Source organism: Mesorhizobium sp. M0019, from assembly GCF_040323975.1.
In the GTDB taxonomy this organism is placed as follows: Bacteria; Pseudomonadota; Alphaproteobacteria; order Rhizobiales; family Rhizobiaceae; genus Mesorhizobium.
This window is the reverse complement of the sequence record NZ_JAMYVK010000005.1, coordinates 1-20,415: the sequence shown is the minus strand read 5'-3', so window position 1 is coordinate 20,415 and position 20,415 is coordinate 1. Positions and strand designations below refer to the sequence as shown.

Annotated in this window: 23 protein-coding genes and 2 pseudogenes; 6 read left to right on the top strand and 19 right to left on the bottom strand. The window is 61.3% G+C overall.

Going from position 1 to position 20,415, the window contains the following annotated elements; translation table 11 throughout:
- The first annotated feature begins 1 nt into the window (after window position 1).
- Complete coding sequence (locus tag NKK47_RS05535) at window positions 2–454, top strand: MaoC/PaaZ C-terminal domain-containing protein (protein ID WP_352575496.1); 453 nt, start codon at window positions 2–4, stop codon at window positions 452–454.
- A 241-nt stretch (window positions 455–695) separates the two neighbouring features.
- Here the strand turns inward: NKK47_RS05535 and NKK47_RS05530 are convergent, their stop codons facing one another.
- The 9 genes from NKK47_RS05530 to NKK47_RS05490 all read right to left on the bottom strand — a co-directional run bounded on the left by NKK47_RS05530 (window position 696) and on the right by NKK47_RS05490 (window position 8,515).
- Complete coding sequence (locus NKK47_RS05530) at window positions 696–1,652, bottom strand: C-terminal binding protein (protein ID WP_352575494.1); 957 nt, start codon at window positions 1,650–1,652, stop codon at window positions 696–698.
- A gap of 12 nt (window positions 1,653–1,664) precedes the next feature.
- Window positions 1,665–2,423 (bottom strand): HpcH/HpaI aldolase family protein, encoded by a 759-nt coding sequence (locus NKK47_RS05525; protein ID WP_352575492.1) that lies wholly within the window; start codon window positions 2,421–2,423, stop codon window positions 1,665–1,667.
- A 42-nt stretch (window positions 2,424–2,465) separates the two neighbouring features.
- Window positions 2,466–3,179: a hypothetical protein gene (locus NKK47_RS05520; protein ID WP_352575491.1), complete on the bottom strand. Its 714-nt coding sequence runs from the start codon at window positions 3,177–3,179 to the stop codon at window positions 2,466–2,468.
- A gap of 26 nt (window positions 3,180–3,205) precedes the next feature.
- Window positions 3,206–4,516, bottom strand: a complete 1,311-nt coding sequence (locus NKK47_RS05515) for a TRAP transporter large permease (protein ID WP_352575490.1) — start codon at window positions 4,514–4,516, stop codon at window positions 3,206–3,208.
- A gap of 3 nt (window positions 4,517–4,519) precedes the next feature.
- Entirely contained in the window at window positions 4,520–5,032 is a 513-nt protein-coding gene (locus NKK47_RS05510; RefSeq protein WP_352575489.1) for a TRAP transporter small permease, read from the bottom strand.
- Between the two features lie 58 nt (window positions 5,033–5,090).
- The gene (gene dctP / locus NKK47_RS05505) at window positions 5,091–6,068 is read right to left on the bottom strand and encodes a TRAP transporter substrate-binding protein DctP (protein ID WP_352575487.1); all 978 of its coding nucleotides are present in this window, start codon (window positions 6,066–6,068) and stop codon (window positions 5,091–5,093) included.
- 91 nt (window positions 6,069–6,159) lie between these two features.
- Complete coding sequence (locus NKK47_RS05500; protein ID WP_352575485.1) at window positions 6,160–6,705, bottom strand: flavin reductase family protein; 546 nt, start codon at window positions 6,703–6,705, stop codon at window positions 6,160–6,162.
- The gene (locus tag NKK47_RS05495) at window positions 6,705–7,799 is read right to left on the bottom strand and encodes an LLM class flavin-dependent oxidoreductase (protein WP_352575674.1); all 1,095 of its coding nucleotides are present in this window, start codon (window positions 7,797–7,799) and stop codon (window positions 6,705–6,707) included. The genes NKK47_RS05500 and NKK47_RS05495 overlap by 1 nt, the downstream gene beginning before the upstream one ends.
- Window positions 7,799–8,515, bottom strand: a complete 717-nt coding sequence (locus tag NKK47_RS05490; protein WP_352575483.1) for a GntR family transcriptional regulator — start codon at window positions 8,513–8,515, stop codon at window positions 7,799–7,801. The genes NKK47_RS05495 and NKK47_RS05490 overlap by 1 nt, the downstream gene beginning before the upstream one ends.
- 447 nt (window positions 8,516–8,962) lie before the next feature.
- Here NKK47_RS05490 and NKK47_RS05485 point away from each other — a divergent pair, with 447 nt between their 5' ends.
- Window positions 8,963–9,229: a hypothetical protein gene (locus NKK47_RS05485; protein ID WP_352575481.1), complete on the top strand. Its 267-nt coding sequence runs from the start codon at window positions 8,963–8,965 to the stop codon at window positions 9,227–9,229.
- Between the two features lie 43 nt (window positions 9,230–9,272).
- Here NKK47_RS05485 and NKK47_RS05480 read toward each other — a convergent pair whose 3' ends face one another.
- The 5 genes from NKK47_RS05480 to NKK47_RS05460 all read right to left on the bottom strand — a co-directional run bounded on the left by NKK47_RS05480 (window position 9,273) and on the right by NKK47_RS05460 (window position 10,800).
- Complete coding sequence (locus NKK47_RS05480) at window positions 9,273–9,491, bottom strand: hypothetical protein (protein ID WP_352575479.1); 219 nt, start codon at window positions 9,489–9,491, stop codon at window positions 9,273–9,275.
- Window positions 9,492–9,494: 3 nt separating this feature from the next.
- A complete protein-coding gene (locus NKK47_RS05475) occupies window positions 9,495–9,674 on the bottom strand; it encodes a hypothetical protein (RefSeq protein ID WP_352575477.1) in 180 nt (59 codons plus the stop codon).
- A gap of 127 nt (window positions 9,675–9,801) precedes the next feature.
- Window positions 9,802–10,062: a hypothetical protein gene (locus tag NKK47_RS05470; protein ID WP_352451552.1), complete on the bottom strand. Its 261-nt coding sequence runs from the start codon at window positions 10,060–10,062 to the stop codon at window positions 9,802–9,804.
- 47 nt (window positions 10,063–10,109) lie between these two features.
- Window positions 10,110–10,547 (bottom strand): GFA family protein, encoded by a 438-nt coding sequence (locus NKK47_RS05465; RefSeq protein WP_352575475.1) that lies wholly within the window; start codon window positions 10,545–10,547, stop codon window positions 10,110–10,112.
- Between the two features lie 34 nt (window positions 10,548–10,581).
- Window positions 10,582–10,800 (bottom strand): hypothetical protein, encoded by a 219-nt coding sequence (locus NKK47_RS05460; RefSeq protein ID WP_023676110.1) that lies wholly within the window; start codon window positions 10,798–10,800, stop codon window positions 10,582–10,584.
- Window positions 10,801–10,945: 145 nt separating this feature from the next.
- Here NKK47_RS05460 and NKK47_RS05455 point away from each other — a divergent pair, with 145 nt between their 5' ends.
- Window positions 10,946–13,246, top strand: a complete 2,301-nt coding sequence (locus tag NKK47_RS05455; protein WP_352575472.1) for an FdhF/YdeP family oxidoreductase — start codon at window positions 10,946–10,948, stop codon at window positions 13,244–13,246.
- Between the two features lie 67 nt (window positions 13,247–13,313).
- Here the strand turns inward: NKK47_RS05455 and NKK47_RS05450 are convergent, their stop codons facing one another.
- Both NKK47_RS05450 and NKK47_RS05445 read right to left on the bottom strand, forming a co-directional pair.
- Window positions 13,314–13,655, bottom strand: coding sequence for a response regulator (locus NKK47_RS05450; RefSeq protein WP_245274673.1), 342 nt, complete (start codon window positions 13,653–13,655; stop codon window positions 13,314–13,316).
- Window positions 13,656–13,669: 14 nt separating this feature from the next.
- Window positions 13,670–15,451 (bottom strand): chemotaxis protein CheB, encoded by a 1,782-nt coding sequence (locus NKK47_RS05445; protein ID WP_023676113.1) that lies wholly within the window; start codon window positions 15,449–15,451, stop codon window positions 13,670–13,672.
- Window positions 15,452–15,702: 251 nt separating this feature from the next.
- Between NKK47_RS05445 and NKK47_RS05440 the strand changes: the two genes are divergently transcribed.
- The 3 genes and pseudogenes from NKK47_RS05440 to tnpC all read left to right on the top strand — a co-directional run.
- Window positions 15,703–15,900 (top strand): hypothetical protein, encoded by a 198-nt coding sequence (locus NKK47_RS05440; protein WP_156937318.1) that lies wholly within the window; start codon window positions 15,703–15,705, stop codon window positions 15,898–15,900.
- Window position 15,901: 1 nt separating this feature from the next.
- Complete coding sequence (locus NKK47_RS05435; RefSeq protein ID WP_036238319.1) at window positions 15,902–16,498, top strand: response regulator; 597 nt, start codon at window positions 15,902–15,904, stop codon at window positions 16,496–16,498.
- 116 nt (window positions 16,499–16,614) lie between these two features.
- Window positions 16,615–17,322 (top strand): annotated as a pseudogene (tnpC, locus tag NKK47_RS05430) (IS66 family transposase); the annotation flags it as partial.
- Between the two features lie 117 nt (window positions 17,323–17,439).
- Here tnpC and NKK47_RS05425 read toward each other — a convergent pair.
- The 3 genes and pseudogenes from NKK47_RS05425 to NKK47_RS05415 all read right to left on the bottom strand — a co-directional run bounded on the left by NKK47_RS05425 (window position 17,440) and on the right by NKK47_RS05415 (window position 20,228).
- Window positions 17,440–18,273 (bottom strand): SDR family NAD(P)-dependent oxidoreductase, encoded by an 834-nt coding sequence (locus NKK47_RS05425; protein ID WP_352575470.1) that lies wholly within the window; start codon window positions 18,271–18,273, stop codon window positions 17,440–17,442.
- Window positions 18,274–18,341: 68 nt separating this feature from the next.
- On the bottom strand, window positions 18,342–19,058 hold the full coding sequence (locus tag NKK47_RS05420) for an SDR family oxidoreductase (protein ID WP_352575468.1): 717 nt from the start codon (window positions 19,056–19,058) through the stop codon (window positions 18,342–18,344).
- Window positions 19,059–19,200: 142 nt separating this feature from the next.
- Window positions 19,201–20,228: pseudogene (locus NKK47_RS05415) on the bottom strand (aldo/keto reductase).
- Window positions 20,229–20,415: the final 187 nt, after the last annotated feature.

Below are 20,415 nucleotides of genomic sequence, written 5' to 3'. Positions count from 1 at the left end.
CATGGAGCAGACTGTCTATTTCGAGGACTACCGGATCGGCTCGTCGCGCGTGACCAGCGGGCGCACGATCACCGAGACCGATTTCGTCGTCCATGCCGGCCATACCGGTGATTTCTTTCCCCACCACATGGACGCCGAGTTCATGAAGACGACGCCGTTCGGGCAGCGCATCGCCCACGGCACGCTGGTGTTTTCGGTCGGCGTCGGGCTGACGGCCAGCGTCGTCAACCCGGTTGCCTTCTCCTATGGCTACGACAGGCTGCGCTTCATCAAGCCGGTGTTCATCGGCGATACGATCAGGACCCGCACCACCATCTCGGCCAAGGAAGACGACCCGAAGCGACCCGATTCAGGCCGGGTCGTCGAGCGCTGCGAGGTGATCAACCAGCATGGCGACGTGGTGCTGGCCGCCGATCACATCTACATCGTCGAGCGTCGCGACAAGCCGAGTTGAGCCTCGACGGATGGCGCTGAAACCTAAAGACAAAAAAACCGCCTTGCGGCGGGTCCTCAGTGCGAATCAGCACCATACCCAAATTAGTAGCATAGCTGCCGGCACAAAGCAAGAACAAAATGTGGCAAACCGGATAAATCGCGACAGGTTGCGCTGCCCTTATCGCCCTGCGAACCCCGACTTGCAGGACTTGGGTTCCTCGGAGCAGGCGGATAGAGGTGGTGCCGACATCGGGAATTGGTCATATCCGGTTGACCGGATATACCGGCTTGCCGCCGCGCAGGACCGATGCGACATCGGCAAACACCTTGTTGCGAACCTCCGCGTAAGACTGGGTCGAGTAGTGCGCCGCGTGTGGACTGACCAGGACGGTGTCCAGCGCCAGCAGCGGATTGTCGGGCGAAGGCGGCTCCCGCTCGAACGTGTCGATGCCGGCGCCTGCCAGATGGCCGCGCCGGATCGCGTCCGCCAATGCGACCTCGTCGACAAGGCCGCCGCGGGCCACGTTGATGAGTATCGCCCCTTCCTTCATCCGCGACAGGGCTTCCGCCGACATGATGTTTCTGGTCTCCGGTGTCGCTGGAACGTGCAGCGAGACGATGTCGGCCCTGGCCAGCAGCTCGTCGAAGCCGACCGGTTCGGCACCACCGGCCGCGATGCGCTCGGCCGGCATATGCGGGTCGTAGGCGATGATGTGGTAGCCGAAGACCCGCGCCCGCTCGGCAGTCAGCCGCCCGATCTGGCCGAAGCCGATCAGGCCGAGGATCTGCCTGTCGGGCCGCGTGATGCCGGCGCCGTCGGTCATTGCAGCCCAGCGGCCGGCGCGCACCGCGCTGTCGAACTGTTTCAGCCTGCGCGTCAAGGCCAGGATCAGGGCCATGGCGTGGGTGCTGACTTCAACCAGATTGGCGTCCGGCACGTAGGTTACCTGAACACCGGCACGGCTGGCGGCCTCGACGTCGATCGAATCGAGCCCTACGCCGAACCGCCCGATGACCTTGAGCCTCTTCAGTTCCGCCAAAACGCGAGCCGTGATCGGCTCCCGCAATACCATCAATGCGTCGGCGTCGCGGCAGTGTTCGATCAGGGCATCTTCCGTGAGCAGCGTCTTTTCGACAAATTCGACGTTCAAGCCGTCGAGGTAGCGCAGCTGCTCCTCCTCGACTGACAGCACACCGTCGGTCTTGATGATCTTCATGGCAAACTCTTGCTATGAGGCGCTGCGCGCCGAGGCGACGCCGGCGGCAAGGCCGGCCCCGAGAAACATCGTGTCGCTGGCCAGCATGTAGAAGCTGATGCCGTGCCGCGACCATTTGCCGACATCATCCGCCGAAGGGCGAAAGATGCCGACGGCCTTGCGGGCCGTGCGCGCCGCGGCCGCGATCCTCATAATCGCTGCATTGAGCTTGTCCTGGCCGGCCGGCCCCATGGCGTCGATCGAGACCGACAGGTCGCCGGGGCCAATGAAGACCACGTCGACGCCGTCGACCTGGACGATGTCGTCGATGTTGGCGAGCCCTTCGGCCGTCTCGACCTGGATGGCGACCGTCAGGACCTCGTTGGCCGATTTGAGGTAGTCCGGAATCCTGTAGCCATAACCGGCGGCGCGGCCCGGGCCGACACCGCGGGCGCCGACCGGCGGGTACCGGCAGGCCATGACCGCCATGCGCGCTTGCTCGCCCGTGGAGACGCGGGGCACCAGGACACCCGACGCGCCGGCGTCGAGCGCGGCCGCCATCCACTCCGGCGTGTGGCCGGGAACGCGCACCATCGCGGGAATCCTGTGGACATCGGCGGCGCGGATCAGATCCTCGAGCCGTTCGCGGCCGATCTGCGAATGCTCCCAGTCGATGCACAGGAAATCGACCCCGCTGGCGGCGGCCACTTCGACCGCCACAGGGTGCGGGATGGCACAGAAGGTACCGATGAGGCGATCGAGAGAGACACATTTCTTGCGAAAGTCGTACATGAAATCTCCAGAAATTTTCGGCGTCGGCAAAACCTGTGTGCGCTATGTGGCCCGCGCCAAAGGATGCATGGCTTCCGTCGACATCGGGAAATGCCGGCTGCCGCCTGAAAACGGCGGGAAGGTCTTGTAGTCGGCGCGCATCTCCAGCCGCGCCGGCGATTGCAGCGCGTGCGTCAATGCCGCGGGACTGTCGAACATGACCCGATTGCGCTGCATATGGTCGATCCGCGGCCAGGGAAGCGAACCGCACCAATCCAGTCGCGACAGAACCTCGATGTGGCGAATGCCGGGGAAGCCCCGCATCAATTGCGGATGATGCGTCACATAGTGGTAGAGCCAGGCATTCATGTCTTCGGCCGGCCCGGGATAGTGGACAAGATAGCTGCAGGGGAGCCCGGACGTCTTGACGCCAGCGTCGTCGACGGGAAACGGACGCACGCACATTGCCTGTTGCGTCGGTCTCGAACCGGCGATGCTCGACAGCATACCCGGTGCGGCAAGCGCCTGCAGATGGCCGGACGGCGCCAGCGCCGCCTCCATGTCCGCCAGTTCGTCGAAATAGAGCTGGAAGCCAAAGACCGGCGGTGGACCATCGTTGTTGAACATGTCCGTCGCCACTTCCGGTAGATAGATGTTTGCAAGCGCAAGGCCCGGCGTCGATGCAATCACACGCCGCACGGCGTCAACATCTTCGCCGGCGATGGCCAAATTTGCCTCGCGGTCATCGTGGAAGAAAGCAAGATAGGCAAAGCGCATGTGGACACCTGCTGGATCGAGTTCGACTAGATCAAATTCGGAAGAAAGAGAGCGATCTGCGGAAAGAGGACAATCAGCAGGATCAGCAGAAGCGTCAGCGCGATGTAAGGCGCCGCAGCCATGGCAACCGTCTTGAGCGATGTGCCTTTCGGCGCAACGCCGATCATGATGAACAGCAGCAGACCAAACGGCGGCGTGGTGAAGCCGACCTCGTAGGCGAGCAGCAGGATCAGCCCGAACCATACCGGCTCGTAGCCGAATTGCTGGGCGATCGGCAGGAAGATCGGCAGCGTGATCAGCATCATCGAGACCTGATCCATGAACATGCCGAGCAGCAGGATGACGAGCACCATCATGAGCAGCATGGGATACGGTCCAAGATCGTAGCCCACGATGAACTGGATAAAGCCGTTGGAGGCGCCGGAGAAGGCGAATATCTGCGAGAACGTCGTCGAAGCCGAGATGATCAGGAAGGTCATGCCGGTGACCTTCATCGCATCGTCCAGCGACTTCCAGACAACCGACCAGCTGAACCGTCGGTAGACAAACAACAAGGCGAAGACGGCGGCACAGCCGAGTCCGGCCGATTCCGTCGGCGTCGCTATCCCAAGGATGATCGTGCCGACCACCATGAACACGATGACGCTCATCGGAATGATGTTGACGGCAACCGCCCTCACCTTCTCGGCCGCACGAACGGCGGGCACCGGATAGTGCGGAGCGGCGTCCGGATCGATCTTCGTCTGCGCGAAGATCAGCGCCGCGTACATGACAACGAGCAGCAGTCCGGGCAGAGCCCCCGCTATGAGCAGCGCGCCGACGTCGATCTGGGCAAGCGAGCCGAGCAAGACGGCCAGCGAGGATGGCGGGATGATGACGGCAAGGCTTCCGGCGCCAAGCACCGGGCCGTAGGCCATATGCGGCTTGTAGCCTCGCTTCAGCATCTCGGGCACCATCAGCGAGCCCATCATGCCGGTATTGGCGAGGCTGGAACCTGACAGCGCGGAAAAGATCGTGCCGGCGGCGAGGACGACATAGGCAAGACGTCCGCGCAGATTGCCGATGCACAGGTCGAGCGCGTAGATGACCTTCTCGCCGAGGCCGGAGCGGAAGAACAGGCTGCCCATGACAAGAAACATCGGCAGCGGGGCAAGCGCATAGGTCGAGACAGCGTCGGAGAAGTTGGCGACCATCTGCGTCACGCCGATCGAACCGCCGAAGAACAGGTACAGCCCGATCACATTGGTGACGAAGAATGCGAAGGCGACCGGCAGCCCAAGGCCCATCAAGACAAGGATGGTGCCAACGAGCACGGCGAATGGAAACAGCCAGGCCACTCCTCAGAGCCCTTCCATTTCCAGCGGATCGAGCGTGTACAGCGTGTCACGGCCGAGCAGATATCTGAGCCATTCCAGCGCCGAGAGATAGAAGGCGAGCATGATGGGCAGAAAGACCAGCCATTTCGGCATATCGAAACTGCGCGTTTCGTATTCGCCGCCCGCCACAGCACTTGTCAGCGAAGACAGAGCGACGCTGCCGAGGTAGAGGCTGACGGCAATGCAGGCGAGATAGACCAGCTTTTCAAGCACCGCCCGTGCCCGCACCGGCAGCGCCTGGCGCAGGAACTCGACGAAGACATGGCCCTTGCTGTGGACCAGCCAGGGCATCGGCAGAAATGCCGCATAGAGCAGACCGTATTCCGTCGCCGATACTGCCCAGGCAAGCGGCCTCAGGCCCAGATTGCGGACGCACACATCAGCAACCACCGCGACGATGATGAGGCCAAGCACTGCTTTTGCCGCCGCCGCCAACGCAAGGCTCAGCTTCCCGATCGCTGCAAACAATCCTTCCATTTCCCACGACCCTCATATCCACCTTGATGAAGGGGCGCACGAGCGCCCTCGGCTCGGGCTACTGGAAGAATTTCTTCAACTGATCGATGTTGGTGGGATCGCGTTTGGTCATTCTCGCCCAGCTCGCCTGCGTGGCAGCCGCCAGGAATTTGTCGCGGCCGGCGCCGGTCAAGCTGATCACCTTCTGCCCGCCGCCGATCATCGCCTGTGCCTGCTTTTCGGACTCGGCGAGATTGGCGTCATAGCTCACGCGCTCGTATTCGACGGCCGTGTCGGCAAGCAGCTTCTGCGCCTCGGGCGACAGCGTGTCCCATTTGGCCTTGTTGATCGAGATCAGCACGTCGGTTTTGAAGAACTGCGGGTCGACACGGTATTTGGTGAATTTGTCCCAGCCGAACGACGCATAGCCAAACACGGTATAGGCGTTGGCATTGACGACGCCGCGCTCGAGCGAGGTGTAGACATCCCCCGGCGCCTGCACGATCACCGTCGCGCCTAACGATTCGAGGAAATCGCGGTAGAGCGGCGAGGAACGGATTTTCAGGCCGCCCCAGTCGATGCTGCCTTCGCTATTGAGCTTGGGCTCGTCGACGGTGAAGACGTTGAAGCCCGAACCCGCGTCGACATGCGCCAGCAGATGGGCATTGGCCTTCTTCTCGAAAATTCCGTTGATGAAATCCCAGCCGCCATTGTCGCGGACCTCCCACGGCGTCTTCGTCGATGCGGAGAAAACCTCGCCTTCGGGCACGAGTTCGAGGAACTGCCCTGCCGGTGTGTCGATCACGTCGATCAGGCCGCTCCTGAGCGCCGCGCCCTGCTGGATCGGCGGAATGACCTCCGGCCCGCCACGGACGTTGATCTGGACCACGCCCTTGCCCTTTTCGTTCACTTCCTGAACGAACTTCAGGAAGCTCTGGGCGTAGCCGTTCTGCGTCGGTGTAAAATGCACGGCGTTGAGGACGACCTCTTCGGCCGCGGCGATACCCGCCACACCCGACATGAGTGCAGCCAGAACAAGGGATTTCCAAATGCGCATTGCCGTACTCCCTTTGATAGTTCGTCCATGAACCGGCCCATGATCGGGCCGATCTGAAATTGCGATCGCTGCGCCGCCACGCGAACGGCGGTTAGTTGACATCATCTCCTACTGTCAGGAACCGCCCATGCGCGTAGAAGACCGGCGATCGGTCAGCGCGATCCAGCGCAACGCCCGAGACGATGCCGATGACGATCATGTGCGACGCCCGCACAATAATTTCGGCCACCCGGCATTCGAACATTGCCCGCGCGCCGACAAGCAAGGGCGCGCCGGTTTCGCCACGCACCCATGATCCGGACGAGAACCGCGCGGCGCCCTTGGCTTTGGTCATGCCGCCAAAGGCACGTACAACGTTCTCCTGGTCGCCGGCGGGAAGATTGACCGAAAAGGGCGAGCCTTCACGAATGGCCGAGGCAAAGGTGCTGCCGCGGTTGACGCAGGCCAGCAGGGAAGGCGGCTCGGCACTGAACGAGCAGAGAGCCGTCGCCGTGATGCCGCAAAAGCCGATCTCGTCATGCTCCGACGCGAGGATGGCGACGGAGCCCGCCACGGCCCGCATCGCCTGCTTGAAGGCGCGCGGATTGATGGCGTCGTGCCCATCCACCCACGGCGTCGGAATGGCGGCCGCCGGCATCAATTTACTCGAAGCCCGGCCTGGCGCATCAGCGGCAGCACGCGGTCGCAGAAGAAGGGCAATTCGTAGGTGTAGTTGACGAATGTAAGGGCGGCGCCGGAATAGCCCTGGTCCATGATCTCAGTGAGATCGTCGACGATCTTTTCCGGCGTGCCGATGAGCGGGAACGTTCCGGCACCGCCGGCGAACCTTTGTCGATATTCGGTGAAAGCCTTCGCATCGTGCGAGTTCGCGAATTCCTTCTTCTTGCGCATGTGCTCGTCGACCGCACCCTCGTCCGCGCATTCCAGCGCGTAATGCCGGTAGTAGTCCTCGGCTTCCTGCTGGGTCTCCCGGCAGACGACGTGACAGACCGTATAGACGCCGACTTCGCGCCCGACTTCGGCCGCTCGGTTGGTGATGTCGACCACATGCGCACGGCCGTCGGCGATTTCGGAAAAAGTCGAAAACAAATAGTCGCAGTGGCGCGCTGCATAGTTGCGCCCTGGCGCACCGAAGGCGGCGTTCATGGTCACCGGTCGTGGCGCCTGCAGACTTGGTGGGCGGCTGACGACCCCCTTCAGATCATAGAACTCGCCGCCGAAATCGAACGGCTCCCTCGATTGATAGGCACGCATGATGATGTTGATCCATTCCTCGGCTTGATCGTAGGTTCGATCGCCGACCGTCTGCCCGAACATGGCGAACTCGTCGGGGTTCCAGCCGCAGACAATGTTCAAGCCGGCCCGCCCATTGGAGATGTGGTCGACCGTCGCCAGCGCTTTTGCAGCCTGCAGCGGATGAACCAGCGGCACATGCACCGTCATGAACAGGCCGATGTTCTCGGTGGCGACAGCCAGGCCCGCCGCCCAGGTGAAAGTCTCGAACGACCATTCCCGTACATGCGTCAGACCGCCGAAGCCGCGCCAGCGGGCGATCGGCAGCAGAAACTCGAGGCCGGCGCGATCGGCGATACAGGCGGAGTTGAGGTTGTCTTCCCAGCGGGCGCGCCAGCGCTCGGGGACGGTGGTCATTGCCAGGCCGCCATCGGCGTTCATTGAAAAGACGCCGAGCTTGAACCTGTTCGGCCCTTTCAGAGGGTGCTGCTTCCTGATCATGATTTCCCCCGCCGCGACATGCCCTCACCTTCACCGTTGGCGTTTTGAAACGGTGGGCTAAGCTTCATGAAACGCTCCTCGGCGTTCTGAATGAAGTGGGTCATGCGGTCGTAAGCGGCGACGGCGTCGCGCTTGACGAATGCCTCATAGATTGCGCGCATGCCGGCAACGATAACGGCCTGCGTCGGCTGGTGCGACAGCGTCCTTAAGCGGACGACGAGCACATGGTCGGCGAACCTTGCAATCGTTTGGGAAAGGCGCTCGTTCTCGACGGCGCCGAGCCAACAATTTCTGAATGCCGAATTGGCCTGGAAAAAGCGGTCGGCATCGCCGGCGGCGGCCGCAGCCTCGGCCTCCCGAAGCGCGGCTGCCAGGGTCTTGAGGCCAGCGGCGTCAAGTGTCCGTGCCGCGTGCGCGGCGGCCCGTGGCTCAAGCAGGCGGCGGACCTCGAAGATGTCGGCGACATCCGTCGCGGTAAGCGTGGGCAGGGTGAAGCCGCGTGTGGTGCCGACGAGATAGCCCTCATGCACCAACTGCATCAAGGCGTCGCGAACAGGCATTCTGGAAATACCGAGCTGGGCGGCAATATCGACGTCGACGAGCTTCTGGCCAGGCGCCAATTCGCCATGCTGTATCGTCAACCGGATTTGTTGATAGACCTGGGCACGCAGATTGCCATCGCCAACCCGTTTGAGCTCTATCGTTTCCGTCATCCACGCCTTCCCATGCGAAGATTTCGTATATCGTTTGAGGCTGTGTTCTCGCAGTCGTGCCGTTTGAAATGCAGCCACGTGTCGGCAGAAATCGACCTATCAGCCATGTTCCCGGCTCAAGTGGAGCATAGGCTGGATCACCTGGCAAGATGTTTTAAGTTTATAATGTATACTGTTTGAGTTCGCTGTCCGGAGGGCAATGGATCGCGCCATCCGTGCTGCCGCGCCGCGCGACGGCGGGGACAGCTAACGATCCGCGCGGTTCGGTAAAAAACGTACAGACGTTTTTCCGTGACACATCGAAGTTGACGGATTTAACTAAAATTACTTGCGATCTGCGCGCGCCGGCACGCCCACCCCGATCCCCTCGCCGGTACGCATTACTGGATCGCCCGCCGCATCAAAAGGTGCGGCGGGCTTTTCGTTTCGTTTGGCGGGGAGGCGCTTATGCGAGACTTGCCCAGGAATATCGACGCCGACGTCGTGATCGAAATCAGCAAGCTGCTCGACGACCGAGCGAAGTCCGTGCCGGTGCCGGTGCACAAGCTGGCGGCGATGATCCGGCTGGGCGTCGAGACCCGTCTGACCGATCACTCCATCGAGGAGCTGATCGTGGAAATGGCCGCGACGCGCGGGCTTCCGATGCTGTTCGATTTGCCGGTGGCAAATGTCGACAATGTCGTGCCGTTTGCCTTGGCGCGCCGTCCCCGCTAACACTTCGCTCGAACCTCACCGATCGTCGCGTCGCCGCCCGACGTCACTTGTCCTGATGCGCGGGCCGAGTGTCGCCTTTCTTTTCGGGGTCGTGGGTATGGTGGCTGTCGCGTTCGCCGCCGCCGCCGGAGACCTTGCTGTGGCTGCGACGGTCGGAGTCGGCCGGCGGCTTTTCGATGCTCAGCGGCTTCTTGGCGTTTTCGTGCGCGGCGCCGGGACCGCCCTGGCGGATGCTGGCAGGAGTCTTCTTCGACGTGGACATGACCTAGCGATCCTGAACGTTGCCTTGATGGGTGGTGTTGACCTTCGTATTGCCTTGCTGGCCCTGCTTGTCGGGATCCGGAACGGCTGATTGCGGTCCCTGGTCGGCTGCTACCGATTTTTTGTCACCGGCGCCCTTTGGGCTCAGATTCTTCGGCGGCACAGGCGGAGGTTTTGTGCTCATGGCGTTTCTCCTTCCGCCACCCAAACAAGCGGCTCGGGAGAAAGGTTCCCAAGGGTCTGACACTAACGGTGATTGCCGCAACGATCCGGGTCCACAGGCCGTGGCTTGGGGCCGGCGGGATCCAGGATTATTTCTTGATGATGTTTCCGTTGTTCAGATCGAAGGCCTGGGCACCGAACGCCTGCCTGAAGAAATCCTCCTGCAGATCGCCCCATTCGCCGAGATAGGCGCCGCAATTGCTGCAATGGATCGGCGTCGAATCCTTCGGATTGTCGGGAATCTCCATCAGGATCGTCCCGCACGCCTTGCAATCGAGCTTGTCATCCAAACGGCGGCCCATTGGCACATGATCGCGCGTTTTCAGCCGTGCGCCAATTGTCGTTTTCATACCAAGTCGCGAAAGGCACGTTTCCCAACCAGCGATGGGATCGAAAGCTAGCGTTCCGCCGGATTTCCGAAGGCGGGATCTCGCCGCCTCGAATACGTCCCCACCCGCGGCAGCTCGTCTGGAAAGTCGACCCAGGGAAGCCTCATGTCCCAATATGCGTGGGCCTGCGGCGGAAACCGTTCGGGATGATCGAGGAAGCCGATCGCCAGATAGAGTTCGTCGGGCAGGCCCTGGTCGACATAGCCGATCGATGTTCCGCAATCCGCACAGAAGGACCGGAGCACGCCGGGGGTTTTCGAAAAGGTCTTGGGCGTGCCGGTGAGCAATGTGAATTCGGAAGGCCGATAACCGACCCACACCGTCAGAGGGCTTCCTATCGCCTTGCGGCAGTCGTCATCGTGATCGGAGCAAATCCAGAAAGGCTCGCCGCGCATCTCCGCCGTTATGGCGCCGCAAAAACAGGAACCCGTTTCAGTTCGTGGCATTGCCTTGCTGCTGAATTTCATTGCTGGCCCTACGTCATTGCTGGCCTGGCATTTCGGTATTTTCCTTGGGGTTCTTCTTGATGCCGGCGGCAGGCGAGGTATCGGCCGGAGCATTGCCACCCTGGTTCTGTTCAGGGGCTCTTTTGAGCGGCGAAGTCTGCCAGCCCATATCGCCGTACAAAAAGCCTATGAGAAGGCCGACGATGATGATGGCCGAAATCACCATCGCAATTAATGCATTACGTCGCTCCATTTTGCGCGGCTCCTTTCTTCGAGCCGAACAAACGATGGCGGAAATGGTTCCGGTTAGACGGACGGCGTGACGGTACGGACCCAGCCCGGAACATTCAGCCTCACCGCGGGTTCGTATGAGTGCTCTTCCACAGGGAGTGGCTTGCATGAGACCCGCCGTAACCGATCGCATCGAAACCAAGAAATACGACCACCCGACAGGCGGCTGGGGATCGCTGAGATCCTTGGTCCGCAAGGCGCGAGGCGAAGGCCTGCTATTGTCCGGGATATGGAGCACGCTGCTCAAGCAGAACAAGGCCGACGGCTATATGTGCGTGTCTTGCTCATGGGCAAAGCCAGCCCAGCCGAGGCCTTTCGAATTCTGTGAAAACGGCGCCAAGGCGACGATGTGGGACCAGACCAAGCTGCGCTGCGAACCCGCTTTCTTCGCCGAGCATTCGGTGACGGAACTGCTCGATTGGCCGGACCACGATCTGGAGAAACAGGGCAGGCTAACAGAGCCCATGCGCTACAGTGCCGCCACCGACCGTTACGAGCCGGTCTCCTGGGACGATGCGTTCCGCGACATAGCTGCCGAACTGCGGCGGCTCGATCCCAAATCGGTAGTGTTCTACACGTCTGGCCGGGCCTCGCTCGAGGCCTCGTTCATGTACCAGCTTTTTGCACGAATCTATGGGTCTTCGAACCTGCCCGATTCGTCCAACATGTGTCATGAATCGACCTCGGTCGGCTTGCCGGAATCGATCGGCTCGCCGGTCGGGACCGTGCAGCTCGAAGACTTTGCGAAATGCGACATGATGTTCTTCTTCGGGCACAACACCGGGGTGACGGCGCCGCGCCTGCTGCATCCGCTGCAGGAGGCACGTCAACGCAACGTGCCCGTCTTCACCTTCAATCCCTTGCCCGAGCGGGGACTGAAACGCTTCAAGAACCCGCAAAACCCTGTCGACATGCTGTCGCCCGGGCCTGGCACCAAAATGTCCAGCGACTTCTTCCAGGTTCGTTCCGGCGGCGACATTGCTGCGATAACGGGCATCGCCAAAGCGTTGCAGGCGCTCGACGATGCCGCCCGCGAAAGCGGCAGGACGCGTGTCCTCGACACGGCTTTCATCGCCGAGCACACGCATGGCTTCGCCGAGTTCGAAGCCTTCCTGCGCAAAACCCAGTGGAGCGATATCGTCGCGCGATCCGGCATTGCGCAGACCGACCTGGAACATGTCGCCGAGGTCTACAGCCATGCCAACGCGGTGATCGGCAATTACGGCATGGGCCTGACCCAGCATCGGCACGGCACCGAGAACGTCCAGATGCTGTGCAACCTTTTGATGCTGCGCGGCAATATCGGAAAAGCCGGCGCCGGCATTTCGCCGCTGCGCGGGCATTCCAATGTCCAGGGGCAGCGCACCGTCGGCATATCGGAAAAACCCGAGCTCGTCCCGCTCGACAAGTTCGCCGAATTCTATGCCTTTGAACCGCCGCGCGAGAAAGGTCGCGATACGGTCGAAACCTGCGAAGGCGTCATCGACGGATCGGTCAAGGGCTTCGTCGGACTGGGCGGCAATTTCGTGCGGGCCGTTCCGGAAACCGGCCTGGTCGAAAAGGCCTGGCGTGGGCTCGACCTGCATGTCGAGATCGCGACCAAACTCAACCGCAGCCACCTGATCGCCGGGCGGACAACCTATTTGCTGCCTTGCCTGTCACGGCTGGAAAGAGATCATCAGGCAAGCGGCGACCAAAGGGTGTCGGTAGAGGATTCCACCGCCTGTATCCACGGCTCGTTCGGATCGCGACCTCCGGCTTCGCCGCATCTGCTTTCCGAGCCCAGGATCGTTGCCGAGCTTGCCAAGGCGACAGTGCCGAGCAGAAGTTCGATCCCATGGGACGAGTGGGTTGGGGATTATTCCCGCATCCGCGACGAAATCGAGCGCTGCTACCCCCAACATTTCCGCGACTTCAACGAGCGTTTCCTGACGCCCGGCGGCTTCCATCGCGACATCAAGGCGAGCAAGCGGGTGTGGGAAACGCCGAACAAGAAGGCCAACTTCAAGCTGCCAAGTGGCCTTGAAACCGATCCCGACATCGATGTCGCCGGCCGTGATGTGCTGACACTGATCACGGTGCGCTCCAACGACCAGTTCAACACGACCGTCTACGGCTACAACGACCGGCTGCGCGGCATCAGCGGCACACGCATGGTGCTGTTGATGAACGAGAAGGATATCCAGCGCCTCGGTTTGAGCGCCGGACAGGAAGTCGATCTCGAAGCCAATGCGCAGGACGGTGTGGAGCGCCGCGTGCACGGGCTGCGCGTTACACCTTACTCGGTGCCGGAGGGAAATTGCGCCGGTTACTACCCCGAGCTCAACCCGCTGGTTCCTTTGTGGCACAGAGCCGAGAAGGCTCATGTTCCGGCGGTCAAATCGGTACCGGTGCGGATATTGCCATAGGCGTTCGTCGTTCGCGGCAGGCACGCACCACGCCGATGTGACCTGGCGCGACTTTCAAATCGCGACCTCAGCCGGCTCGCGCGAGTTCATCCACGGCATTCAGGATCGCACTCTGGCTCGCCGGCTTCTGCACGATCCTGCAAGCGCGGAACCCGGCCGGAATTTCGCGTTCACCAAAGCCTGAGAGGAAGGCGAACGGAACACCACGCGTCCGCAACGCTTCCGCAATCGGATAGCTGGTTTCGTCGTTCAACTGGATATCCAGTAACGCCGCGTCGACGCCGCCTTCGCCAACGAGCCGGAGTGCCGCCGTCACCGACGAAACAGGTCCAACCACCTGATGGCCGGCTTTGCGCAGGTAAGCCGCCGCATCGTCGGCGATCAGCCATTCATCCTCGACGATCAGCACACGCACCTTTCCGGTCACGACGAGCCCTCGCGGGTCAGAGGAAATGCGATTTCCGCCTCCAAACCATTTGAGCGGAAACTTGTTTCAACTTTTCCGCCCAGCCTATAGCCGATTTCTCCGCGTAGAAGGGTAAGGCCGAAGCCGCTGTCGGTTGGCTCCTTGATGCGGGGGCCGCCCTTCTCGCGCCAGACGAGCTTGAAGGTTCCGTCGGCCACCGACCATTTGACAACTATCCGCCCGGCAGGCCTCGACAGTGCGCCATACTTGGCGGCATTCGTCGCCAGTTCATGGATGGCCATGCCGAAGGAAAGCCCTTGTGCCGGCTTGAGATTTACCCTCTTGCCATCGAGCTCAAACCGTTCGGGGCCGAAGGGATCGAGTTCCTGACGCAGCAGTTCCTCGACGGAAGCTTCCGTCCAGCTCTCGCGCGAGAGCAGACTATAGGCTCGTGACATGGCATGCAGGCGCCCGATCAAGGCTTCGGCGAACTCCTCTTTCGATGCCGAGTTTTCACGGGTCCGGTTGGTGATGCTGGCCACGACCGCCAGCATGTTCTTGACGCGATGGTTCAGCTCGGAGATGAGCACCTGCTGACGCTCTTCCGCCTGCGCCAGCGTCGTCACGTCGATCAGGGTCACGACGACGCCCTGGATGCTGCCGCTCTTGTCCCGGTACGGGTTGATGCGAACCAGGTAGAACCGGCCCTTGTCGTCGCGCGCAAGGTGATGGTTCAGGATCTCTCCCGTCTCGAGCACTGCCTCGATGTGAGGCCTCAGCTCGGGATAGTCGAGCTGGCTTGAAAGGTCGGTCAGCGGCCGTCCGACATCGGATGGGCGCAGATTGAAGAAGGCCGATGCAGCGGGGGTAAAGGTCCGCACCACAAGGTTGCGGTCGAGGAATATGGTTGCGATCTCTGTGCTTTCGAACAGGTTTCTGAGATCGCTGTTGGCGCGGTCGAGCTCCTCAATCTTGCTGGTCAGCTCTGCGTTGATGGTGCTGAGCTCTTCGTTGAGCGACTGCTTCTCCTCCTTCGAGGCCTCAAGCTCCTCATTAGTCGACTGCGCCTCTTCATTGGCGGAGAACGTCTTCGTCTTATAGCTGGAAAAGTCGTGACCGGAATGGCCGCGCAGAGTGGGGTCGATTTCATCGGCGGCCCGATCCACGTCAGCTTTGTGCTCGCCACCCCCCTCGGCCAGCCCGTTCAGCACATTGAAGCCGCGGCCAAACGCCTGAAGCTTTGCGCCGATCTCCTCGGCGGGCGCTGCGATATCGATAAGGCCGCTCGAAATCGCGCTTTGCGGCATGTCCGGGTTGCGCGCGCCGGAACCGTTGGAGGCTTGGGCAATCGTCAACCCGCCATGTTCCTTGATCGCCCGGGCGCCCAGCGTGCCGTCCGAATCGCCCCCCGACAGGATGATGCCTACGGCGTACTCCCCTTGGTCCTCGGCCAGTGCACGGAAGAAGATGTCGATCGGTTTGCGCTCGCGGTTAAGCGTGTTCGGCCGGCGTAGCGAAAGCGCGCCCTTACGGATGGTGAGGACGACGTTTTGCGGCATCACATAGACTTGGTCGGGTTGGACCGCCATGCCCTCCTCGGCGACGATGACCGGCATTCCGGTGTAACGTGCGATAACGTCATGCAGCAGGCTTTCGCGTTCTGGGCTCAGATTAGTGACGACGACGAACGCCATGCCGGTGCCGCCGGTCAGTCCTTTGAACAGGCCCTCCATCGCGGGAATGCCGCCGGCCGATGCGCCGACGCCGACAATGGGAAATCTTCCGTTCTGGAATACCATGCCACGCCTCGGTAACAGCCGCGGCTGCGAAACCGCCAAATCGGACCTCAGACTAATGCATGTCGCGCAAAAGTGTGCAGCGGTTTTGCGATAACGAGATGAATAAAAACAACAGCCTAAAGCGCGTCGCATGAGGCCGGCAAAACGCGACGTGCTTTAGGACCGGACCGAGCCTCAGGCCAGTAAATAGTCCTCGAACGGAACAAAGCACCGCCGGTGGGCATTAACATCCGGTTTTCGAGGCGGTTCCAATGGCAAAACGACCACCTGAGATAAAGCCGGCAAAACAAATCTCGTTACGTTCGCCGGATCTGGCCAAGGTCCCGGTATCCGAAGAAATCCCGCCTCGTCTGCTCGCGCGCGCGGAACGGTTGCAAGAGGCCTTGTCCCGTCATTTTGTACAAGTCCGCGCCGACAGCCGTGACTCCCGCAGAAAGAAGGAACAATGAGGTGCGCGACCTGCAAGGCTTGCATATCCTGATCGTCGAGGACGAATGGATGCTGGCGGGCGATCTTGCACGTTATTTCAGCAAGATGGGCGCCGTCGTGCTTGGCCCCGTGGCGACAGTCGAACAGGCGTCGAAGCATACCGATGAGGCGGAAGCCGCAATCCTGGACGTCAATCTCAACGGAAGACGGGTATTCCCGATCGCGGACGAACTGATGCGCCGCGGCGTGCCGTTCGTGTTTTTCAGCGGCGACGAAGACATCGTTATTCCTGAGCGCCTTCGGTATGCCAGCAGCCTCAGAAAATCCTCGGACGGCCAGGCTGTTTTCGATGCTCTCTTCCCCTCCGAGCCCAAAGCATCAAGCGGAAATCTGGCGACCGAGCCGTCAGACGACGTATTTTCCCTGCTGCCTAAGCTCAGGCTCGCAGCGCGTCTGCTGCTGGGAGACGTTGACGCTTCCGACCGGCTGGTCGAGCGGACGCTCGAGCAGGCGATCGGCGAGATCGACAGGAGACGATCCGGTTCCTCCACCGAGGACTGGCTTAACGGCATCATGCGAAACATCGTCAAGGCACGCGGAGCAAACCTGCTGCACTGACCATGCCCGCCGGCAACTAGTATCTCTGCACATGGATTATGACTCTTTGGCGGTTGGCTTTGGATAGGCCTTGGCCAATTTGAGGCGCGCCTGTTCGGTTGAGAACATCCAGTTGCGGCGGTGCTCCGCCTGGTGTGGCCTTCACCTACGCTCGGGGCATTCATGCCGAACGGATATTGCAGGGCTTCTCCGGCATCCTGCAGGTCGATGGCTATGCCGGATACAACAGACTGATCGCACCTGACCGTGTCGGCTCGGACATCCGGCTTGCCTATTGTTGGGCACACGCTCGCCGCAAGCTGGTGGAGATAACCCGCAACGGAGCAGCACCTATCGCCGAAGAGAGCGTCAAGCGGATCAGCGAACTGGGTCGGATCGAGGCCGAACTGCGTGGCCTTGATCCGGAGGCTCGCCTCGCCGGACGACAGGAACGATCAACACCACTGGTCACCGACATGCAGACCTGGTTCGTCCATCACCGCGCCCGTGTCGCGACCAAGTCTCCACTCGGCGAGGCCTTGGCGTACATCGCCAAATATTGGGATGGTTTGAAGCTCTTCCTGACCGACGGCCGCATCGAGATCGACAACAACAGCGTCGAGCGAACCATCCGGCCGATAGCCCTCAATCGCAAGAATGCACTCTTTGCGGGGCACGACGCTGGAGCCGAGAACTGGGCCACCATCGCATCGCTCATCGAGACCTGCAAACTCAACGCCGTCGATCCGCAGGCCTACCTGACCAATACGCTCACCGCCATCGTCAACGGTCACAAGCAGAGCCGGATCGATGAGCTGCTGCCTTGGGCTTACAAGGGGAAGTAATGTGGCCCCGAAGACTACAGTCGGCCCAAAGCGGACTTCGGAAGGTACGCAGATAGAGGATCGGCGAATGCCCCAAAGCCCGCACGCAGGGTGTGGACTCAGGGCGTTCCAGCGTCCTCAGTCTATGGCGAGAGAACTCGACAGTTCTCGGTACGCTTCGATCTGCTGCTGCAAGAGAGCAATCTTCTGCTCCGCCACCTGGATAGCGTCAGAGCCAGCGAGGAAGCGCCGTGGCAGTTCGTCCTGCTCAGCGAGCGTGATTAGAGCGCGTGCCAGCTTAGCGGGGTCACCGCCCTGCTTGCCGTTCTGGGACTTCCAGAAGGCAATCTGTGCCGTGCGTCGCTCGTGATAATCTTCGATCGCGATTTCCGCGTAACTGGTGGACTCCTCCGTCAGAAGCTCCGTGCGGAAAAAGCCTGGGTTGACGATCATCGTCTCGATGCCGAACGGACCGACTTCAGTCTGCAGCGCTTCCATCCAGCCATCGAGGCCAAACTTCGAAGCAGAGTAGGCTGTGCAGAATTCAAAGCCCATCAGACCTGCCGTCGAGGAGATCGAGACGATCTGGCCGGAGCGCTGCTTGCGCATGACCGGAAGGAACGCCCGCGTCACGATCATCGGACCGTCAAGGCTCGTGCTTAGCTGCAACTGCATCTGCTTGGGAGACAGTTCCTCGAAATACCCGGCGTAGAAGCTGGCCGCGTTGTTGACCAGCACGTCGATCCGTCCGAACCGCTCAAGGGTCGCCTGCGTGGCGGCGTCGGCGTCAGCGGCCTTGGTGACATCGAGTTTCACGACAAGAAGGTCGTCGGAAGCACCTAGAGCGTTCGCCACCTTGTCTGGATTACGGCCAGTCGCGACCACCTTGTGGCCGGCTGCCAGGGCCGCCTTGGCAATGTCCAGGCCGAGGCCACGTCCTGCCCCGGTGATGAACCACACTTTGTTACTCATCTCATGTGTCCTTTCATGTTGTCAGCCCTTCACCGATCTTGCGGCGCATGGGGCTGTAAGACAGTTGTTCACATCGCCTGCACGGTCGGGCGGACCAGGATCTCGTTGAGGGACGTCCGCTTCGGCCGGCTGAGAGCAAAGGCTATGATTTCGGCGATGTCCTGAGCCGGAATTGCAACATTGTCGCGGTAGTCCTGAGCAGACTTTTTGCTTTCCTCGTGTGTGATGTGGTCGGATAATTCTGTCGCCACCGCACCAGGCTCGATGACTATCACGCGGATGTCTGGCTGGAGTTCGACGCGAAGCGCCTCGGACCAGCCGTTGATCCCCCATTTGGTTGCCGAATAGGCAGCGAACCCGGCTGGAGCTACGCGACCTGCCACAGAAGAGATGTTCACCAGATCTCCCTTCTTGGCGCGGAGTTGGTCAAGGAAAACCTCAGTCACAGTCATGGCACCCAGGAGATTGGTTTCGACCATCTGCCGATGCTCGGATCGCTTGGCCGATCCAAACGGCGCTGTGAGCATCACGCCTGCGTTGTTGACTAGAACATCGGCGCCGCCGAACTCCTGGACGCGCGCGGCGGCTCCAGCGATGGAGTCCCGGTCGGTCACGTCAGCCTGGATCGCGATAGCGCCTTCGCCGAGTTCGTCTGCGAGTGCCGCGACACGCTCGAGGCGCCGCCCTAGAAGGGCTACGCGATATGAAAGAAGCTCACGTGCCAGCGCCTCACCGATTCCGGAGGATGCACCAGTGATTACAGCGACCCGATTGTTGTTATTCATGGTAGTCTCCTTCGTTGTGCTCTCTGGCTGGCCCTACCGATCCGGAAAGACCGGAGCGAGGACCACAGAGGTGGCAGCGCCTCGGACAAGAAGCGCCGCCGGTACCCGGCTAGACTTCAGCCCGTCGGTTCTTGTGGGTTGGTCACCTGACCGGTGACATGCCGGTTCCGCCCTTGGAACTCGTTCCAAGTTTTGCGCCGGTATCGATCATCGCGAGCATTGGTGGGCTCAGACGCGCGCCCTGGACCGTGATCCGGGCAAAGCCGTCATCGATCTCCTTGACATCGGCCGCACTCAACTGGACCTGCAGCGCGTCCATGTTCTGGTCCATCTGGTCCTCCGTTATCGGGCCGGGAATGGGCACGATCCACGGCTTGCGGGCGAGCAACCAGGCAAGGGCGACCTGGCCGGGCGCAGCCTGATGACGTGCGCGCCTACACGCTGTAGCAGTTCGACCACCGGCCAGTTGGCGCGGCGGGCTTCAGGCGTGAAGCGCGGCAGGTTGGCCCGTAGGTCGGCAGGGCCATGCACGAACATGGGGGTGACAGTACCGGTCAGGTATCCCATGCCGAGCGGGCTCCATGGCACGAACCCGATGCCAAGCTCCTCGCAGCTCGCCAGAACCTCCACCTCCGGATCGCGGGTCCAGACAGAGTATTCATTCTGCACCGCCGTGACCGGCTGCACTTTGTGGGCGCGGCGGATGGTCGCTTCGCCTGCAGCGGACAGGCCGAAGTGGCGGACCTTGCCTTCACGGATCAATTCCTGCACCGCTCCGGCCACGTCTTCGATGGGCACGGTCGGATCGACACGGTGTTGGTATTGAAGATCAATGTAGTCCGTCTTCAAGCGGCGGAGCTGTTGCTCGGTCACCCGCTTGATATTGTCAGGGCGGCTGTTGACGCCTGTGACCTGGCCTTCGGGCGTGATGTCGAAGCCGAACTTGGTCGCGATGATCACCTGGTCGCGGATCGGCGAAAGCGCCTCGCCAACAATATCCTCGCCCAGGAAGGGTCCATAGACTTCAGCGACGTCGAAAAAGGTCACGCCCCGGTCATGCGCCGCCCGGATGATCCGCACGGCCTCCTGCCTGTTCGTGGGCGGGCTGTACATCCCGGCAAAGTTTTGGCAGCCCATCCCCATGGCAGAGACTTCCAGCGAGCCGAGCATGCGACGCTGAAGGTTCGATGACCTTGCACCTGTGGCTGCGGCACCCGATGTTGCCGTTTGAGCTCTCGACTCGGAAAGAGGCAGCAGCGACGCTGCGGCGATGCCTAGAGCGTCGGACGTTCAGTTTGAATCGCGAGGGATTCCAGTGAGGCGTGGTTCATGATTCACTTCCTGTAGGAGGTGATTT

Bases quoted from the DNA above. Each gene is read 5' to 3' on its own strand.
- NKK47_RS05440 (WP_156937318.1), top strand. From the start codon at position 15,703: ATGGCAAAACGACCACCTGAGATAAAGCCGGCAAAACAAATCTCGTTA.
- NKK47_RS05455 (WP_352575472.1), top strand. From the start codon at position 10,946: ATGAGACCCGCCGTAACCGATCGCATCGAAACCAAGAAATACGACCAC.
- NKK47_RS05465 (WP_352575475.1), bottom strand. From the start codon at position 10,547: ATGCCACGAACTGAAACGGGTTCCTGTTTTTGCGGCGCCATAACGGCG.
- NKK47_RS05490 (WP_352575483.1), bottom strand. From the start codon at position 8,515: ATGACGGAAACGATAGAGCTCAAACGGGTTGGCGATGGCAATCTGCGT.
- NKK47_RS05425 (WP_352575470.1), bottom strand. From the start codon at position 18,273: ATGAGTAACAAAGTGTGGTTCATCACCGGGGCAGGACGTGGCCTCGGC.
- NKK47_RS05420 (WP_352575468.1), bottom strand. From the start codon at position 19,058: ATGAATAACAACAATCGGGTCGCTGTAATCACTGGTGCATCCTCCGGA.
- NKK47_RS05445 (WP_023676113.1), bottom strand. From the start codon at position 15,451: ATGGTATTCCAGAACGGAAGATTTCCCATTGTCGGCGTCGGCGCATCG.
- NKK47_RS05475 (WP_352575477.1), bottom strand. From the start codon at position 9,674: ATGAGCACAAAACCTCCGCCTGTGCCGCCGAAGAATCTGAGCCCAAAG.
- NKK47_RS05460 (WP_023676110.1), bottom strand. From the start codon at position 10,800: ATGGAGCGACGTAATGCATTAATTGCGATGGTGATTTCGGCCATCATC.
- NKK47_RS05510 (WP_352575489.1), bottom strand. From the start codon at position 5,032: ATGGAAGGATTGTTTGCAGCGATCGGGAAGCTGAGCCTTGCGTTGGCG.
- NKK47_RS05500 (WP_352575485.1), bottom strand. From the start codon at position 6,705: ATGCCGGCGGCCGCCATTCCGACGCCGTGGGTGGATGGGCACGACGCC.
- dctP (WP_352575487.1), bottom strand. From the start codon at position 6,068: ATGCGCATTTGGAAATCCCTTGTTCTGGCTGCACTCATGTCGGGTGTG.
- NKK47_RS05520 (WP_352575491.1), bottom strand. From the start codon at position 3,179: ATGCGCTTTGCCTATCTTGCTTTCTTCCACGATGACCGCGAGGCAAAT.
- NKK47_RS05470 (WP_352451552.1), bottom strand. From the start codon at position 10,062: ATGAAAACGACAATTGGCGCACGGCTGAAAACGCGCGATCATGTGCCA.
- NKK47_RS05530 (WP_352575494.1), bottom strand. From the start codon at position 1,652: ATGAAGATCATCAAGACCGACGGTGTGCTGTCAGTCGAGGAGGAGCAG.
- NKK47_RS05535 (WP_352575496.1), top strand. From the start codon at position 2: ATGGAGCAGACTGTCTATTTCGAGGACTACCGGATCGGCTCGTCGCGC.
- NKK47_RS05485 (WP_352575481.1), top strand. From the start codon at position 8,963: ATGCGAGACTTGCCCAGGAATATCGACGCCGACGTCGTGATCGAAATC.
- NKK47_RS05480 (WP_352575479.1), bottom strand. From the start codon at position 9,491: ATGTCCACGTCGAAGAAGACTCCTGCCAGCATCCGCCAGGGCGGTCCC.
- NKK47_RS05525 (WP_352575492.1), bottom strand. From the start codon at position 2,423: ATGTACGACTTTCGCAAGAAATGTGTCTCTCTCGATCGCCTCATCGGT.